A 16,371-nucleotide genomic window follows, 5' to 3' on the forward strand; every position below is an offset into this window, starting at 1 on the left:
GTCTATTTTATTCTGGCAAAGATACGTCTTCGAGGATTCCCTTAAGATAAGCTATAGTTATGCCGTAGTTGGTCATAGGGATATTTCTTTTCTTTGCTTCATCTACCCTGCTTAGCATAGTAGCTCTATTGAACATACAAGCACCACAAGATATGATTAGGTCGTATCTATTGTAGTCGATAGGGTCATCGCCCCTATTAAATTCTATTTTAAGCTCTGGATATTTTTTTCTCAACATCTTTGGAATCTTGACTGTTCCAATATCCTCATCGATAGGAGGATGGGTGCAAGCTTCTGATATTAGTATTCTTTCTAAAGGCCCATCAAGTCTTCTTACAGAATCTATAAAATAGGTTAAGTCTCCCTTAAAGGCAGAAAATAGAATGGAAAAGCTAGTAAGTCTTATTCCTTCTTCTAGTAGATCTTTTGTTTCCTTAAAGACTTGGGAGTCGCAGATTACAAGGTCTGGCTTATCCCTTAGGGCCTTTAGGGTGTTTTCTAGGCTATCAAGGTCACAAGCTATGGCTGTAGCCTTCTTATCTATTAGCTCTCTTATAGTCATAACCTGAGGCTTAATAAGCCTACCCTTTGGGGCTGCCTTATCCTGTGGGATTACTAGAAGTACTATATCACCGCTTTTTACAAGATTTCTGGTGATAGTTAGGTCTTCTTTTTTGTAAAGATTTTTTATCTTAGCGAAGATCTTTAGTCTGTCGTCCTTATTTCTCACATCGATTGTGATAGGGGAAAGGGCCTGGTATTTTTCGTAAATCTTAGCCCCTTCATCTCTATCTTGCTTGCCTGCAACATAGATTATTGGCTTATTTCTCTTTTTTATTTCCTTTAAGATTTCAAAGTCTTCATCTAGGCTTAAGCAATATATAAAGATATCGCACTTATCTATTATAGCTAGACTTTTGGCAATTCTCTTACTGCCGAGAGTGCTTTTATCGAAAAACCCAGCTGTATCTATGAAAAGGACTGGGCCAAAGTCCGTTATCTCCATGGCCTTTCTTACTGGATCTGTCGTAGTTCCAGCAACTTCAGATACGATTGCAGTATCAGTCCCTGTCATATAATTTAAGAAGGTAGACTTTCCGGCATTGGTCTTACCGAATATTCCTATATGAACTCTCTCACTATTTTGCGTTTTCATATTATATATAAAGGTCTCTTTGTCCTTGTTTGATTTTTTCTAGATTTTCCCTAGTTGATTCACGGACTTCTGGATTTGGAATATTAGCTAGCTCTCTTTGGATAAGGGCTTCGGCATCCTTGGCTGTCTTATCACTTGCGTAATCTATTACATATTCTTCGAGAGTTGTGAGGGCGTTTGGATGGCAAATATTACCGATTCCGTGTTTTTTGACCATGCCCATAAAGGTCTCGCCAGTTCTTCCCATCCTGTAGCAAGCTGTACAGAAACTTGGTACGTGGTCTTTTGATATTAGCCAGTCGATTACTTCATCTAGAGTTCTGTTATCTGATAGTTCGAATTGATCACTTCCCTTGGTTTCGTTTTCTGTATATCCTCCTACAGAAGTCTTGGAACCTCCGGAGATTTGGGAAATACCAAGGTCTAAGAGCTTAGCACGGACCTTTTCGCTCTCCCTAGTAGATACGATCATACCAGTATATGGTGCTGCAACTCTGATGCAGGCTACGATTTTCTCAAACATTTCATCTGATAGGGAATTGTCGAAGTCGTTTGGATCAATATCGTCAGCAGGTTGGATTCTAGGCACAGAGATTGTATGAGGGCCGACATTAAATCTCGCCTCAAGGTGTTCTGCGTGCATTAATTGGCCAACAAATTCATATTCATAAGAATCGAGTCCATACAAAACTCCAAGTCCTAAATCGTCGATTCCTCCCTCGAAGGCCCTATCCATTGCTTCAGTGTGATATTCGTAGTTAGATTTTGGACCAAACTTGTGGAGAGACTCGTAATTTTCCTTGTTGTAAGTTTCTTGGAAGAGGATGTAAGTTCCGATTTCTGCCTCGTGAAGCTTTCTGTAATTTTCAACAGTAGTAGCTGCGATATTTACGTTTACCCTTCTTATAGCTCCGTTTTTGTGTTTAATATTATAGATTGTATCTATCGACTCTAGTATGTATTCTAGAGGGTTATTTACTGGATCTTCTCCAGCTTCTAGGGCAAGTCTCTTGTGTCCTAAGTCTTGTAGAGCTATAACTTGCTCACGAATTTCTTCTTGACTTAGCTTTCTTCTTGGAATAGTTCTGTTTTGTCCGTGGTAAGGACAATAAGAGCAACCATTCACACAATAGTTAGACAAATACAAAGGAGCGAAAAGCACTATTCTATTTGCGTAAAACTTGTGTTTAAGCTCTTTGGCAAGGTTAAAGATCTCTGCGTTTAGGTCTTCTTCCTTACAAGATAAAAGCACAAAGGCTTCCCTGTGGCTTAGGCCCTTAGCCTTTTTTGCCTTATTTAAAATATCTATGATAAGCTCTCTATTATGGGCGTTTTCTCTACCATAATCAAGAGTCTCTAAAATTTCTTCATGGTTAATAAATTCACTAGCCTTGCTAGATTTTGGATTATATACTACCATATTACCTCCCTTTATAAATTCATTTATATTATAATACTTATTGGCTTAAAATGAAAATTTATCTATCTTTTAAGGGTAAATTTTCCCTAAAAATTATAAAAATCTGCTATAATTATAGTGTTATCATCCCTATACTGGTAACGGATAGGAGGTGTTAAAATGTCAAAATTACATTCCTTATTGTTTGCTATCGCGATAAATATAGCTAGTTACTATGTTTGTAAGTGGTTAGATAGCAAGTTTTTAGATGATGATAACTAGCCCAAAATAAAAAGCAGGAGCTGCAACTCCTGCTTTTTATGTGTTAAAATTAATTACATTCCCTATGTGATATCATTATACTAAGCTATGCTCCTTTAAGCAAATTTTAGTTATAGATATAATAAAACTAATACTTATACAAATTATTTCAAATTATTTGACAAGGAAAAAATACCATGGTATTATAGGATTATCAAATAAATAAAGTTTTGACACCATTTGAAAAGAAGAGTAGTCTAGAAAGATATTCTACAGAGAGCCCCGTTTGGTGAAAGGGGTGGATGTTGATTTAGATGAAGATGGCCTTTGATGGGATAGTTCGATATTAGAGCTATACGGGTCTTCCCGTTACAGAAGTAGAGTATGTCTGTACTTGATGAGTGCCTATACGTGTGAACGTATATGAATTAAGGTGGTAACGCGAATTTTCGTCCTTAGTTTCCTTCGGGAAGCTGGGGACTTTTTTTATTACAAGTTTAGGAAGGGAAATATGATTGAGCTAAAAAATATTACAGTCGACTTTGATGGCTTTAAGGCAGTCGATGATGTAAGTATCAAAATTGAAAAACAAGATGCCTACGGGATTGTGGGCTTTTCTGGGGCGGGTAAGTCAACTCTTGTAAGGACTATCAACCTCCTCCAAAGACCAAGTGAAGGAGAGGTCATAGTTAAGGGAGAAAGGCTTCTAGACTTATCTAAGAAGGATTTGCGAAATAGGAGAAAGAAGATCGGAATGATCTTCCAACATTTTAATCTTTTGAATAATATTACAGTTTTGGATAATGTAATCTTTCCAATCAAGAGAGATAAAATTCCAAAGGAAGAAAAAATCAAAAAGGCCAAGGAACTTTTAGAGCTTGTGGGAATTGGTGATAAGGCTGACTCCTACCCGAGAGAGCTTTCCGGAGGGCAAAAGCAAAGATGCGCCATAGCCCGTGCCCTTGCCTCAGATCCTGAGATCCTTCTTTGCGATGAGGCGACAAGTGCTCTAGATCCAAAGACTACCAAGCAAATATTGGCCCTCCTTAAAGAGCTTAATGAGAAGCTAAAGCTTACTATTGTAATCATAACCCACCAGATGGAAGTTGTAAAAGACCTTTGCAACAAATGTGCCGTGATGCAAGGCGGAAGGGTTATCGAAGAAGGAAATACCTTGGACATATTCTCAGATCCAAAAGAAGAACTTACTAGAGAATTCGTAGAAACTTCAACCAATGTCGAAGCTACAATCGAAGAAGTTAAGGAAAATATAGGAATCTTAAAAGAAGACGAAATCCTAGTCCAACTTAACTACAAGGGAGCGAGCACAACCGAGCCACTCATTAATGAAATCTATGATAAGTTTGGCATAAAGACCAACATCCTTGCAGCAAATATAGAATTTATTAGCCAAACACCAGTGGGTAACCTCATAGTTACCTTTAAGGGATCTAACGGAAGTCTTGATGAAGTCCTTACTTATTTAGAAGAAAGAGATGTAAGAATTAGAATTTTAGGAGGTAGAGATGGGATACTTTGATTATGCCCTATCCATATCAGATAGGATTGTAAAAGAAACTTGGGCCACCCTACACATGCTTGTCGTTTCTGCAATATTTGCAGGAATCTTTGGCCTCATACTTGGAGTAATCCTAGTTGTGACAGACAGGGGAAGAATATTAGAAAACAGAAAACTTTACTCAGTGCTTGATAAGATAACCAACACCTTTAGGGCAATCCCCTTTGTAATCTTACTTGCCCTAATCGCACCAATAACTAAGCTTATAGTTAACACCAGGATAGGTCCAACTGCAGCTATAGTTCCATTAATATTTTCTACAGTGCCATTTTTCGCAAAACAAGTCGAACAGGCCCTAGCGGAAGTAGATTCTGGAGTGATAGAAGCAGCAGAAGCGATGGGTAAGGGACCGGTTGAGATAATCTGGTCAGTTTATCTTAGAGAAGGACTTCCTTCCATAATCAGAGCCTCATCCATAACCCTAATCTCCCTACTAGGTCTTACAGCAATGGCTGGCCTAATCGGTGGAGGTGGAATCGGAGACCTTGCCATAGCGGTAGGCTATCAAAGGTACAAGGACGACGTGGTCCTAATATCAGTAGTAATAATCTTAATCATAGTATTTATAATCCAAGGAGTATCAAACATACTCATTAGAAAAACTAGTCACTAGGAGGAAATATGAAAAAAATATTTGGAATTATATCGGCCCTGACCCTCGCAGTTTTAATCACAAGCTGTGGCGGGGCAGATAAAAACGAAAGCAAAGAAGCTCTTAAGCTTGGAGTAGTAGGAGAGAGAAATGTCGAATACGAAGATGCCATCAAAAGATACGAGAAGGATACTGGCAAAAAGATTGAGCTTGTAAGATTTAACGATTACAACCAACCTAACGATGCCCTAAAGGACGGTAACATCGACCTATCATCCTTTGCGACCTATATATTTATAGAAGACTATAACAAAAACCAAAATGCAAACTTCACTTATCTTGCGGATACAATAATATCGCCAATGGGAGTTTACTCACAAAAAATTAAAGAGATAGGAGAAATCCCTGAAGGAGGAAAGATTGCAATACCTGTAGAAGTATCAAACAACTCTAGGGCCCTATACATCCTAGAATCTGCAGGAGTGATCAAGATTAAGGAAGGAAGCGGAGACTTTATAACCCTAGATGACATAGCAGAAAACCCTAAAAACATAGAGTTTGTAGAGCTTCCAGCAGACCAAGTTTCAAGAGCCCTAGAGGATGTGGATGCAGCCCTTATCAACTCTGACATGGCTATGGAAGCAGGACTTTCACCAACAGAAGATTCAATCTTTCTTGAAGATCCAGAAAACGAAAGAGCCAAGAACTTTATAAATGTAATAGCAGTAAAAGAAAATAATAAGGATAATGAAGATATCAAAAATTTCATAGAAAACTATTATCTAACAGATGAAACAAAAAAGGTCATAGAAGACGAATACAAGGGAGCAGTAATCCCAATATTTAAACTAAGATAGGTTATTAAGATTAATATCTTTAATAATATAAATGTAAATTATAGGAGGAAATAATGAAAAAATTTACAAAAATCGCCCTAGCACTTGCTCTAGTCCTAGGATTTAGCGCATGTGGAGCAAACAAGGAAGCAAAACCAGCGGATAGCAAAGAAGAAGTAAAAACAGAAGATACTTCAAAAAAAGAAGACGGCACAATTAAAATTGGTGTAGTTGGTGAATACAACGACGTCCTAAATGAAGTGATCAAAAGATACGAAGAAGGAACAGGCAAGAAGGCAGAGCTTGTAATATTCTCAGACTACAGCCAGCCAAACGAAGCCCTTCTAGCAGGAGATATCGACCTAAACGCCTACCAACACTACAAATTCCTAAACGAATTTAATGAATCAAAAGGATCAGATTTAGTATCAATCGGAGATACAATGCTTGCCCCAATGGCCCTATACTCAAACAAGCTCAAATCAATTGACGAGCTAGAAGACGGAGCCAAAATCGCCATACCTAACGATCCAACAAACGGAGCAAGAGCCCTCTTCCTACTTCAAGAAGCAGGTCTAATCAAAGTAGAAGGTGAAGCAGGCGACCTAATAGGACTTGACAAAGTAACAGACAACCCTAAAAACTTAGAACTAATAGAAATGGACGCATCCCAAACAACAAGAAGTCTAGACGACTGCGACCTAGCAGCAGTAAACGACACCTTCGCCCTAGACGCAGGACTAGATAAAGAAACAGCAATATTCAAAGAAGACCCAAAAACAGAATCAGTAAAACAATACATCAACCTAATAGCAGTAAGAAAAGAAGACGAAAACAACGAAGAATACAAAGAATTCGTAAAATACTACCAAACAGAAGAAACCAAAAAAGACATGGAAGAAATAACAAAAGGAGCATGGATACCTGCTTGGTAAGCGCCGCTACCCGACCTGGTAGGGTCGCAAAGTAGCGAAGCGCTTTGCGATTTATTGTCCGCCTTGTTTAGAAAAAACAAGGCAGATACATAAGAGCAAGAAATGCCCTGAATGGGTATTTCGCAGCGGAGTAAAACTAAAGAAAAAGTATACTTTCGCGGTGAGAAAGTAGCGAAGCGCTTTGCGATTTATTGTCCGCCTTGTTTAGAAAAAACAAGGCAGATACATAAGAGCAAGAAATGCCCTGAATGGGTATTTCGCAGCGGAGTAAAACTAAAGAAAAAGTATACTTTCGCGGTGAGAAAATAGCGAAGCGCTTTGCGATTTATTGTCTGCCTTGTTTATAAAAAAACAAGGCAGATACATAGGAGCAAGAAATACCCTAAATGGGTATTTCGAAGCGGAGTGATTCTGGAGAAAGCCAATATGATCCGAGTTAGCGAAGCTCTTTGCGATCCAATGTCTTGCTTGTTTAGAAAAACAAGGCAAATAAAAAAGATTTTGGATTTAGTCTTCGATTCTCTGAAAGCTATCTAAAATTAATCACTTCCAAAACAAGAAATATTAGCATAAAATGCTGGCTCATTATTTTCTAAAAGCATTTGTCTCTCCAAGATTTGAAATAATAATCATGGAAAATATGGGCTGGTATTTTTTTACCCAAAAGGAGGTCTAAATGAAAATTTTAAAAGAAAATAAATCTTCCCTAATACTATTACTGTCGATGTTTATTGGAGCTATTCTAGGACTTATCTTAGGAGAATCTGCAAAGAGCCTTCAAGGAGTAGCCAATATCTTCCTAAATCTCTTGTATGTATCAATAGTTCCAATGATTTTCACATCAATTGTATCTTCGATTACGGGGATGAAGACTACCAAGACTATCGGAAAGATACTAGGACTTATGTTTCTAATATTTATTATTACAGGCCTATTTGCAGCGCTTTATATGATAGTTTTTACTCAAATACTTGACCCTAGCAAGAATGCTGTCCTTAATTTCAAGGATTTTGAAATAGAGAAGAGTCCCAGCATCGATCTTTTATCCATGCTTACAGTGGATGATTTTTCTAAATTACTTTCCAGGGAAAATCTGATGGCCCTTATAGTATTTTCCTTCTTCGTAGGACTTGCTATATCTAAGCTTGCTGATGAGGCAAGGCTTGTAAAGGACTTTATAGATCAATCCTCTAAGGTCGTTACAAAGATTATTTCATATATAATGAAGCTTGCTCCAATAGGCTTGGGTGCATATTTTGCAGTCCTTTTAGGAGAAAATGGCAAACAGATTGTAGGTCCCCTATCAAGGACAATCCTGATATTTGCCCTTGCTTCAATCATATATTTTTTCTTTGTAAATTTCATCATGGCCTTTATCGGGGGAGGACTTAAATCTTGCAAAAAGCTATTTACATATATGTGGCCACCAGTTCTTACAGCCTTTGGGACAAGTTCCTCTGCGGCAGCCCTTCCTCCAAATCTTGAGGCAGGAAGAAAAATTGGAATCAGAGAAGATGTGAATTCAATAGTCCTTCCCATAGGGGCAAATCTCCACAAGGATGGAACGGTCTTGATCCAAATAATAAAGATTGCCCTCTTGTGCCCTATATTTGGAATAGACTTACTAGATCCTTCTAATCTCTTGACAGCTATAGCAGTATCAGTCATAGCCTCATCAGTTATGGGGGCAGTTCCAGGAGGAGGCTATACTGGAGAGATTTTCCTCATATCAGCCTTTGCCTTCCCTCAAAGCTCGATTCCAATCATGGTCCTAATAGCAACCATAGTAGACCCCCTAGCCACAGCCATCAACACAAGCACAGACCTTGGGGCAGCTATGATAGTAGAAAGATTTGTAAAATAAAGTAGGGGGCTGTTGCAGAATGAATAAATCGTACTGTTATCGTTAGAAGAACCTCCACGGAAAATCTCATTACGCCGATAGGCTAACCGCCTCCATCAGCCGGCAGGCGCCAATTAGCCTACCGGCTAGGAGAGGTAAAATTTCCTAAGAGAACCTTCTAACGATAGTACGATGATTATTCATAGTTTTGCAACAGCCCCTTTTACGTACAATCTTTTCTATTTTTCTGTACGAATATCGTGTTTATAGTCATAGGGACAGGGTAAGTGAATAAGGTTGGTATTTATGAAATAAAACTTAAAGCCTTAAATTAAAATAATAGGGGAAGATTAATTATGGAGAAATTAAATGAAGAAAATTTAGATAGGATTATCGATGAATTGCTTAAGGATGATGAAATATCTACAGAAGAGAAGAAAATTTTATTTAGATACAAGAAAAACTATGATAAAAGCTTTATGAATAGGGTCCATTATCTTAAGGAAGATCTTTCAATCCTAAATCTAGAAAAAGGCATAGCTAAGGGCCTAAACCCTAATGTTTTTAATTTATACAGGGAATTAATAAGACAGCATCCCAAGACTGGACCTGCATCAATATTTAATGGACTGATAAAGTGAAATATCCATAATTTAGAAATGCTTCTAAGCCATGAATATCTTAAAATTAAAAGCAGGAGGTCTAACTTATCTCAAATCGAAAATTGACGAAACAAGTTAGCTTATAAGCTCCTGCTTTTTTAATCTTTATTTAATTGTCTCTACATCTGAGATCTTGTATGGGGTGTGTTGGTAGACATAGTGGTTAATCCAGTTGTTAAAGAATATGTATCCAGTTGATCTCCATCTCTGGATAATTTTTTTATTTGGATCATCGTCTAGATAATAGTTTTCGGCAGGCTTGGTCCCAAGTCCCTTTTTTATGTCCCTCCTATATTCATCATCTAGGGTATTAGTATCGTATTCTAGATGATTTAGGTTAAAGACAAATCTGTTGTCGATACTCTTAATTATAGTAGATCCCATCTTATCATCGGCTAGGAGGACTTTAAGCTTTGGAATTCTTTCGACTTCTTCCTTTCTGATTGTCTTATATCTTGAGTTTGGCATATAAAAGCTATCGTCAAAGCCCAGAAAGAGAGGATCGGAGCTTTGCTTATAGTACCTGTTAACTGTAAATATTTTCTTATCCAAGGAGTCGATATTCACACCGTAGTAATAATCAAGGGCTGCTATGGCAGACCAGCAGATGAAAAGAGTCGAGTAGACATTTTTCTTTGCAAATTCAAATATTTTTTTAAGCTCCTCCCAGTAGATTATATCGTCGTAGGCCTTATGCTCTAGGGGAGCTCCGGTTATGATTAGGCCGTCGTATTTTTTATCCTTTATTTCTTCATAGCTTACATAAAACTTCTCCAGATGTTTTTGATAATTCGAAGACTTGTAGCTTGCCATCGCTATCAAATCTATTTCGATTTGGAGGGGAGTGTTTGAGATTAGTCTTAGAAGCTGAACTTCTGTTTCCTTTTTGGTTGGCATTAGATTAACTATGCCAATCTTAAGGGCTCTTATATCCTGTGACTTGGCCCTTTCTTCTACCATGGTGAATATATTTTCTTTGTCTAAAGTTTCTTTGGATATTAAATCTTCTGGTATTATTACTGGCATCTTATCTCCTTACAGCCTTATCTAGGGCTTGGCTTATATCTTCGATTAGATCATCCGCATCTTCAATTCCTATTGAAAGTCGGATTAGGCTCTTTGATACTCCAACCTTTTCGAGCTCTTCATCAGATAGTTGCCTGTGAGTAGAAGAAGCTGGGTGGAGGGCAAGGCTTCTTACATCTGCCACATGGACAGCGAGCGTGATTAAGTTAAGGGAGTCGATGAATTTGCTCGCCTCATCTCTTCCTCCTTTTATCTCAAAAGATACGACGCCAGAGCCTCCCTTAAGATATTTCTTGGCATAAGGATAAGATGGGGAGGATTCTAGGAAGGGATAGGAAACAGAATCTACCTTGTCGCTATCTTCCAGAAATTCTGCGACCCTTAGGGCATTTTCTGAATGCTTGTTCATTCTCAAGGCTAGGGTGTCGAGACCAAGGATTGTAAGGAAGGCGTTTTGTGGAGAGATAACTGCTCCGAAATCTCTTAGGCCAACTGTTCTAAGTCTTGCCCCGTAGGCAGCATTTTTAAATTGTTCAGTAAAGATAAGTCCGTGGTAGGATTCATCTGGCTTGGTAAGTCTATCGAAATCTCCACTTTCCCAATCAAAGTTTCCAGAATCTACAATAAGACCGCCGAGGGCTGCTGCGTGACCATCTATATATTTAGAAGAAGAGTAAGTCACGATATCACAACCATAATCAATTGGCCTAAGAAGGGCAGGTGTTGCCAGAGTATTATCTAATATCAATGGAATATTATGCTCGTGGGCAATATCTGCGTAGGATTTGATATCTAGTACACTTGCCTTAGGATTTGATATAGTTTCTCCAAAGACTAGCTTTGTATTATCATCAATAGCAGCCCTAAGCTCATCCAAGTCGTTGTTATTTACAAATTTAGTTTCTATACCCAAATCCCTTAGGGTATTGGCGAAAAGATTGTAAGTTCCACCGTAAATATTATTTACAGCGACTATATTATCGCCTGCCTTGGCTATATTTAAGACAGCTAGGAGGTTGGCTGCTTGTCCCGATCCTGTCCCTACTGCACAGACTCCTCCGTCAAGATCTGCGATTTTCTTCTCTAGAGCATCTATAGTAGGGTTTCCAAGCCTTGTATAGAAAAATCCACTTTCCTTTAGGTCAAAGAGGTCGGCAATCTCACTTGTCTTTTCATAAGAAAATGTAGTCGACTGCACTATTGGAGGGATGCTACTGTCTCCATTTTTTGCTTCATAACCTGCTCTGACACATGCTGTGTCAATGTTTTTGTATTTACTCATAATAGTAACTCCTTAAATAAATTTCATAAAATTTATATAAAAAAAGTCCCTAGGCCAAAAGACCTAAGGACGAAAATCCGTGTTACCACCTTAATTTAATATATGCTCACACATATAAACTTATCAGGTACAAACATACCCTTGCTTTGTAACGTAAGCTAACGTAGGCCTCTAATATCGAAGCCTCCTAGATAAAGACCATCTTCATACAACTTCCATCTACTTCTTTCACCAAAACGAAGCTCTCTGTAATCAAGTCCTTGTACTACTCTTCTTTATATAAAGTTTATGATAATGCAATTATATAACTAATTATTAAAAATGTCAACTGCAAAAATACTCCCAAGTTGTATAATCTATACTAGAAGAGTCAAGGAGGTTTTATGACTAGTGTATATGACTTTACAGTTTTAGATAAAGATAATAAGGAAATCTCCCTTAGTAAATATGAGGGAAAGGTCCTTCTTATAGTAAATACAGCTACCCACTGTGGCTTTACCAAACAATACGACGCTCTCGAGGCCTTATATAAGAAATATAAGGATCAGGGCTTTGAGATTTTGGACTTTCCTTGCAATCAATTTGGAAATCAAGCTCCAGAATCTGATGAAGAGATAGATTCCTTCTGTGCCCTAAACTTTGGGACAAGCTTTGACAGATTCAAAAAAATCGACGTTAATGGGGAAAATGAAGACCCACTTTATACCTTCCTTAAGGAAGAAAAGAAAGGACTTGGCAAGGCTATCAAGTGGAACTTCACCAAGTTTTTGATAGATAGAGAAGGAAATGTAGTAGCACGCTTCGGTTCAAATAAGAAGCCAGAGAATATGGAAAAAGATATAGAGAAATTATTAGGATAGGAAAATGGACAAATTTGTAAAACTAGCTTTCGATTCCTTAAGGCACTATCTAGATACGGGAAAATATCTCGACAAGTACGATGAGGAATTTGAAGATAACCACAACGGTGTAATCATAGAAATAAAAATGGGAGATAAGAGAGAAAGGGCAGGATCAATTTATCCAACCAGGAAAAACATAGGCCTAGATATAATCAACGAGACAGTCAATCTCGGAATTTTTAACAATGCCTTAGCTATCAAGGAAGATGACCTAGATGATATTTATATCCAAGTTCTAGAGATTAATAAGGTTAAGCCAATCGCCAAAATCGAAGACTTCGGAGTCTACCACGGCCTCTTACTAAATTACAACAACAACCCAGTTATAGTCTACAGAAATGACTACGAAAGCGACTATCAGATGTATGAAGATGCTAAGGACAGGGCCAATATTGACGAGTTTGATGTCTACAACCTAGAGAAGTTTAAGATAGTTAGACACATATAGGAATTAATATTTGACAAAAAACAGTCTTAGTATTATATTATAATATAAATATGACGTTAAGAAGAAGAGTAACCCTCTATCAATCTAAAAGAGAGGCAGGTTAGGTGAAAGCTGCTAGAGGCGTTTTGGGCGAAGATCATCTTCTAGTCTAATAAATGAATTAGTAGTTTATTACGTTACAATTGCGTTAAATTGTCTATTAAAACGGTGGACCGTCCTTTTTAAGGACGGTTTTATTTTTTAGAAATAAAAGGAGTTATTGATGTCAGAATTTAAATCTTTAGACAGCAAAGATGTAAGGAAAAGAGAAGGAGAAGTCGAAAAGTATTGGCAAGAAATAGACCTACTTAACGAGACTTTCGCTACAAGAGAGGATGCCGAAGAATACATAATCTACGACGGACCTCCAACAGCAAACGGTAGACCAGGAATCCACCACGTTATCGCTCGTACCCTTAAGGACATGACAAGCAGATACAAAAACATGCAAGGCTACAAGGTCCTAAAAAAGGCAGGCTGGGATACACACGGTCTTCCTGTAGAAATAGAAGTAGAAAAGACCCTAGGCTTTCACGACAAAAACGACATAGAAGAATACGGAATCGAAAAGTTCAACAAGTTATGTAAGGAATCTGTTTGGAAATACTCCGACCAATGGAGAGAGATGTCAGATAGGATGGCCTATCTCTACAACATGGATGATCCTTATGTCACAATGGATAACGACTATGTAGAAACAGAATGGTACCTCCTAGATAAGGCCTTCAAAAACGGCTATATCTACGAGGGAGCCAAGGTTATGCCTTACTGTCCACGTTGTGGTACAGGTCTTGCAAGCCACGAGGTTGCCCAAGGTTACCAAATGGATAAGACCATTACTCTTACAGTTAAGTTTAAGAAAAAGGGGACTGATAACGAGTACTTCCTAGCATGGACCACAACCCCATGGACCCTCCCATCAAACGTGGCCCTATCAGTTCACCCAGAGCTTACTTACGCTAAGCTTTACGTAGCAGATGAAGATTCTTACTATTATTGTGCCAAATCCCTAGCTGAAAATCTTATGGGAGAAAGGGACTACGAAGTCGTAGAAGAATTCCCAGGCAAGGATATGGAATACTGGGAATATGAACAACTTATGCCATATGTAAATGTAGGAGATGACAAGGCCTTTATCATAACCCTTGCCGACTACGTTTCTGCAGAAGATGGTACAGGTATAGTTCACTCCGCTCCAGCCTTTGGTGAGGACGACTACCAAATAGGAAGAAAATACGGACTTGCCTTTGTCCAACCAGTTGACCTTGAAGGATGCTTTACAGAAACTCCTTGGAAGGGCGAATTTATCTTTGATACCAACGAAAAAATCTGGAGACACCTCCAAGAAGAAGGCAAGGTATTTAACAAACAAACTATAGAACACAACTACCCACACTGCTGGAGATGCCACACACCACTAGTATATTATGCAAAACCATCCTGGTATATAGAAATGAGCAAGTTCTCAGATGCCATGGTAGAAAACAACAAAAGCGTAAACTGGTACCCACAAACTATAGGGGACAAGAGATTTGGAAACTGGCTCGAAAACGTAAAAGACTGGGCTATATCTAGGTCAAGATACTGGGGAACTCCACTAAATATCTGGAAATGTGATGAATGCGGCCACACAGATACAGTTGGATCAAGAGCCGAGCTAAAGGAACGTGCAATCGAGGATATATCAGAAGATATAGAACTTCACAGACCATATGTAGATAACGTATCTATCAAATGTGATAAGTGCGGAGGCACCATGCATAGGGTTCCTGATGTAATCGACGTTTGGTTTGACTCAGGAGCAATGCCATTTGCCCAACTTCACTATCCATTCGAACACAAGGAAGACTTTGAAGAATACTTCCCAGCAGACTTTATCTGTGAAGGAATCGACCAAACAAGAGGCTGGTTCTACTCACTAATGGCCATATCTACCATCACAACAGGCAAGGCACCTTACAAAAATGTCTTAGTAAATGACCTTGTAGTAGATAAGAATGGTCAAAAGATGAGTAAATCCAAAGGAAACACCCTCGATCCATTTGCCCTCTTTGATAAATACGGGGCAGATGCCGTAAGATTCTACTCACTTTATGTATCTCCACCATGGATGCAAACCAAGTTTGACGAAAAGGGCCTAATCGAAGTTAAGAACAACTTCTTTAGAACATTCGAAAATGTCTACAACTTCTTCGGCCTATACGCTGAAACAGATAAACTAAGTGCTGAGGAAATAGCAGGATTTAGCGACCTAAAACTTGAAAAAATAGATAAATGGCTCTACTCCAAACTAAACACCCTAATCAAAAACTACACAGAAGCAATGGACGCCTTTGACTACAACAAGGTAGTTCACATGATTTCAGACTTCGTAGTAGAAGATCTATCAAACTGGTACATCAGAAGAAATAGAAAGAGATTCTGGAACTCAGAGCTTACAGATAGCAAGAAAGCAGTATACAAGACTACATTTGATGCAATCCTTACAATATCCAAGCTCATCGCTCCAATCACACCATTTATAGCTGAAGAAGTCTTTAGATCACTTACAGGAGAAAAGACTGTTCACACAAGCCTCCTCCCTAAGGCAGACGAGAAAATGATTGATACAGACCTTGAAGAAAGCATGGACCTTGTAAGAAAGATAGTAAATCTCGGTAGAGCTTCAAGAGAGAAAGAATCAATCAAAGTTCGTCAACCACTAGCCAAAATCATAGTAGACGGAGCCTACAAGGAAAAAATCGCAGACCTTACAGGTCTAGTTAAGGAAGAGCTAAACATAAAGGATGTCGACTTCGAAGACGACCTATCAGACTTCATGGATTACTTCCTAAAACCAGACTTTAGAGTAGTAGGAAGAATCTTCCAATCCAAAGTCAACGACTTCGCTAAATTCCTAGCATCCACCGATGCCAAGAAATTCATAGAAGCTGTTGAAGAAAAGCCTCAAGAAATCACCCTAGGAGATGAGACTTATCAAGTCACAAAAGACTATCTAGACATAAGAATCTCTGCCAAAGAAGGATTCGATGTAGAAATGGACGGCAATGTCTTCGTAATACTCGATACAGAAATCACAGAAGACCTCCGTGATGAGGGATATGCGAGAGAATTTACCTCCAAGGTTCAAAACATGAGAAAAGATAGTGGATTTGAAGTAACAGACAGAATCAATATCTACTACCAAGCATCCGACGAACTAAACAAATCTCTAGAGAAATTCAAAGAAGAAATCACAAAAGAAACCCTAGCAGATAAGTTCGAAAGAAAAGACCTCACAAGTGAAGAAATAGAACTAAATGACAAGACAGTTAAAATCGAGCTTGAGAGATTATAATAAAAGTTGGGCCTTAGGGTCCAATTTTTTGTACAAACTTTTACTTAATTATAAATAACATATAATAATAAGAG

At 38.3% G+C, this 16,371-nt stretch carries 13 protein-coding genes and 1 other annotated feature; of the genes, 9 read left to right on the forward strand and 4 right to left on the reverse strand.

Annotated features, from left to right (window positions below; genetic code table 11):
* Positions 1 to 7: 7 nt before the first annotated feature.
* Together hydF and hydG are read right to left on the reverse strand one after the other, a co-directional pair.
* The gene (gene hydF, locus APRE_RS01495; RefSeq protein WP_015777236.1) at positions 8 to 1,156 is read right to left on the reverse strand and encodes a [FeFe] hydrogenase H-cluster maturation GTPase HydF; all 1,149 of its coding nucleotides are present in this window, start codon (positions 1,154 to 1,156) and stop codon (positions 8 to 10) included.
* A gap of 1 nt (position 1,157) precedes the next feature.
* Positions 1,158 to 2,576 (reverse strand): [FeFe] hydrogenase H-cluster radical SAM maturase HydG, encoded by a 1,419-nt coding sequence (hydG, locus tag APRE_RS01500; RefSeq protein WP_015777237.1) that lies wholly within the window; start codon positions 2,574 to 2,576, stop codon positions 1,158 to 1,160.
* 471 nt (positions 2,577 to 3,047) lie between these two features.
* Positions 3,048 to 3,276: a binding site (T-box leader), on the forward strand.
* Between the two features lie 51 nt (positions 3,277 to 3,327).
* On the opposite strand from hydG, the gene APRE_RS01505 reads away from it, so the two are divergent.
* From APRE_RS01505 to APRE_RS01535, 6 genes are all read left to right on the forward strand, one after another.
* Positions 3,328 to 4,356 carry a methionine ABC transporter ATP-binding protein gene (locus APRE_RS01505; RefSeq protein ID WP_015777238.1) on the forward strand — a complete coding sequence of 343 codons (1,029 nt, stop codon included), beginning with the start codon at positions 3,328 to 3,330 and terminating at the stop codon, positions 4,354 to 4,356.
* The gene (locus tag APRE_RS01510) at positions 4,343 to 5,008 is read left to right on the forward strand and encodes a methionine ABC transporter permease (protein ID WP_015777239.1); all 666 of its coding nucleotides are present in this window, start codon (positions 4,343 to 4,345) and stop codon (positions 5,006 to 5,008) included. Before APRE_RS01505 ends, APRE_RS01510 begins: the two co-directional genes overlap by 14 nt.
* Positions 5,009 to 5,016: 8 nt before the next feature.
* Positions 5,017 to 5,844, forward strand: coding sequence for a MetQ/NlpA family ABC transporter substrate-binding protein (locus APRE_RS01515; protein WP_015777240.1), 828 nt, complete (start codon positions 5,017 to 5,019; stop codon positions 5,842 to 5,844).
* Positions 5,845 to 5,897: 53 nt separating this feature from the next.
* Complete coding sequence (locus APRE_RS01520) at positions 5,898 to 6,758, forward strand: MetQ/NlpA family ABC transporter substrate-binding protein (protein ID WP_015777241.1); 861 nt, start codon at positions 5,898 to 5,900, stop codon at positions 6,756 to 6,758.
* Positions 6,759 to 7,434: 676 nt separating this feature from the next.
* Positions 7,435 to 8,622 carry a dicarboxylate/amino acid:cation symporter gene (locus tag APRE_RS01530; RefSeq protein ID WP_015777242.1) on the forward strand — a complete coding sequence of 396 codons (1,188 nt, stop codon included), beginning with the start codon at positions 7,435 to 7,437 and terminating at the stop codon, positions 8,620 to 8,622.
* Positions 8,623 to 8,957: 335 nt separating this feature from the next.
* Complete coding sequence (locus tag APRE_RS01535; RefSeq protein ID WP_015777243.1) at positions 8,958 to 9,242, forward strand: hypothetical protein; 285 nt, start codon at positions 8,958 to 8,960, stop codon at positions 9,240 to 9,242.
* Between the two features lie 126 nt (positions 9,243 to 9,368).
* On the opposite strand, the gene APRE_RS01540 is transcribed toward APRE_RS01535, so the two are convergent.
* Together APRE_RS01540 and APRE_RS01545 are read right to left on the reverse strand one after the other, a co-directional pair.
* Positions 9,369 to 10,289: a homoserine O-succinyltransferase gene (locus APRE_RS01540; protein ID WP_015777244.1), complete on the reverse strand. Its 921-nt coding sequence runs from the start codon at positions 10,287 to 10,289 to the stop codon at positions 9,369 to 9,371.
* Position 10,290: 1 nt separating this feature from the next.
* On the reverse strand, positions 10,291 to 11,571 hold the full coding sequence (locus tag APRE_RS01545) for an O-acetylhomoserine aminocarboxypropyltransferase/cysteine synthase family protein (protein ID WP_015777245.1): 1,281 nt from the start codon (positions 11,569 to 11,571) through the stop codon (positions 10,291 to 10,293).
* A 383-nt stretch (positions 11,572 to 11,954) separates the two neighbouring features.
* Between APRE_RS01545 and APRE_RS01550 the strand changes: the two genes are divergently transcribed.
* The 3 genes from APRE_RS01550 (at position 11,955) to ileS (ending at position 16,297) form a co-directional block, all read left to right on the forward strand.
* Positions 11,955 to 12,431: a glutathione peroxidase gene (locus APRE_RS01550; protein ID WP_015777246.1), complete on the forward strand. Its 477-nt coding sequence runs from the start codon at positions 11,955 to 11,957 to the stop codon at positions 12,429 to 12,431.
* A 4-nt stretch (positions 12,432 to 12,435) separates the two neighbouring features.
* The gene (locus tag APRE_RS01555; RefSeq protein WP_015777247.1) at positions 12,436 to 12,921 is read left to right on the forward strand and encodes a hypothetical protein; all 486 of its coding nucleotides are present in this window, start codon (positions 12,436 to 12,438) and stop codon (positions 12,919 to 12,921) included.
* Positions 12,922 to 13,183: 262 nt separating this feature from the next.
* Positions 13,184 to 16,297, forward strand: coding sequence for an isoleucine--tRNA ligase (ileS, locus tag APRE_RS01560; protein WP_015777248.1), 3,114 nt, complete (start codon positions 13,184 to 13,186; stop codon positions 16,295 to 16,297).
* Positions 16,298 to 16,371: the final 74 nt, after the last annotated feature.

The sequence above is a fragment of the Anaerococcus prevotii DSM 20548 genome (assembly GCF_000024105.1).
Classification (GTDB): domain Bacteria; phylum Bacillota; class Clostridia; order Tissierellales; family Peptoniphilaceae; genus Anaerococcus; species Anaerococcus prevotii.

Excerpts from the sequence above, each read along its gene's own strand:
- APRE_RS01530 (WP_015777242.1), top strand. The coding sequence starts at position 7,435 with ATGAAAATTTTAAAAGAAAATAAATCTTCCCTAATACTATTACTGTCG.
- APRE_RS01550 (WP_015777246.1), top strand. The coding sequence starts at position 11,955 with ATGACTAGTGTATATGACTTTACAGTTTTAGATAAAGATAATAAGGAA.
- hydG (WP_015777237.1), bottom strand. The coding sequence starts at position 2,576 with ATGGTAGTATATAATCCAAAATCTAGCAAGGCTAGTGAATTTATTAAC.
- APRE_RS01520 (WP_015777241.1), top strand. The coding sequence starts at position 5,898 with ATGAAAAAATTTACAAAAATCGCCCTAGCACTTGCTCTAGTCCTAGGA.
- APRE_RS01505 (WP_015777238.1), top strand. The coding sequence starts at position 3,328 with ATGATTGAGCTAAAAAATATTACAGTCGACTTTGATGGCTTTAAGGCA.
- APRE_RS01540 (WP_015777244.1), bottom strand. The coding sequence starts at position 10,289 with ATGCCAGTAATAATACCAGAAGATTTAATATCCAAAGAAACTTTAGAC.
- ileS (WP_015777248.1), top strand. The coding sequence starts at position 13,184 with ATGTCAGAATTTAAATCTTTAGACAGCAAAGATGTAAGGAAAAGAGAA.
- APRE_RS01535 (WP_015777243.1), top strand. The coding sequence starts at position 8,958 with ATGGAGAAATTAAATGAAGAAAATTTAGATAGGATTATCGATGAATTG.
- hydF (WP_015777236.1), bottom strand. The coding sequence starts at position 1,156 with ATGAAAACGCAAAATAGTGAGAGAGTTCATATAGGAATATTCGGTAAG.
- APRE_RS01545 (WP_015777245.1), bottom strand. The coding sequence starts at position 11,571 with ATGAGTAAATACAAAAACATTGACACAGCATGTGTCAGAGCAGGTTAT.
- APRE_RS01555 (WP_015777247.1), top strand. The coding sequence starts at position 12,436 with ATGGACAAATTTGTAAAACTAGCTTTCGATTCCTTAAGGCACTATCTA.
- APRE_RS01515 (WP_015777240.1), top strand. The coding sequence starts at position 5,017 with ATGAAAAAAATATTTGGAATTATATCGGCCCTGACCCTCGCAGTTTTA.
- APRE_RS01510 (WP_015777239.1), top strand. The coding sequence starts at position 4,343 with ATGGGATACTTTGATTATGCCCTATCCATATCAGATAGGATTGTAAAA.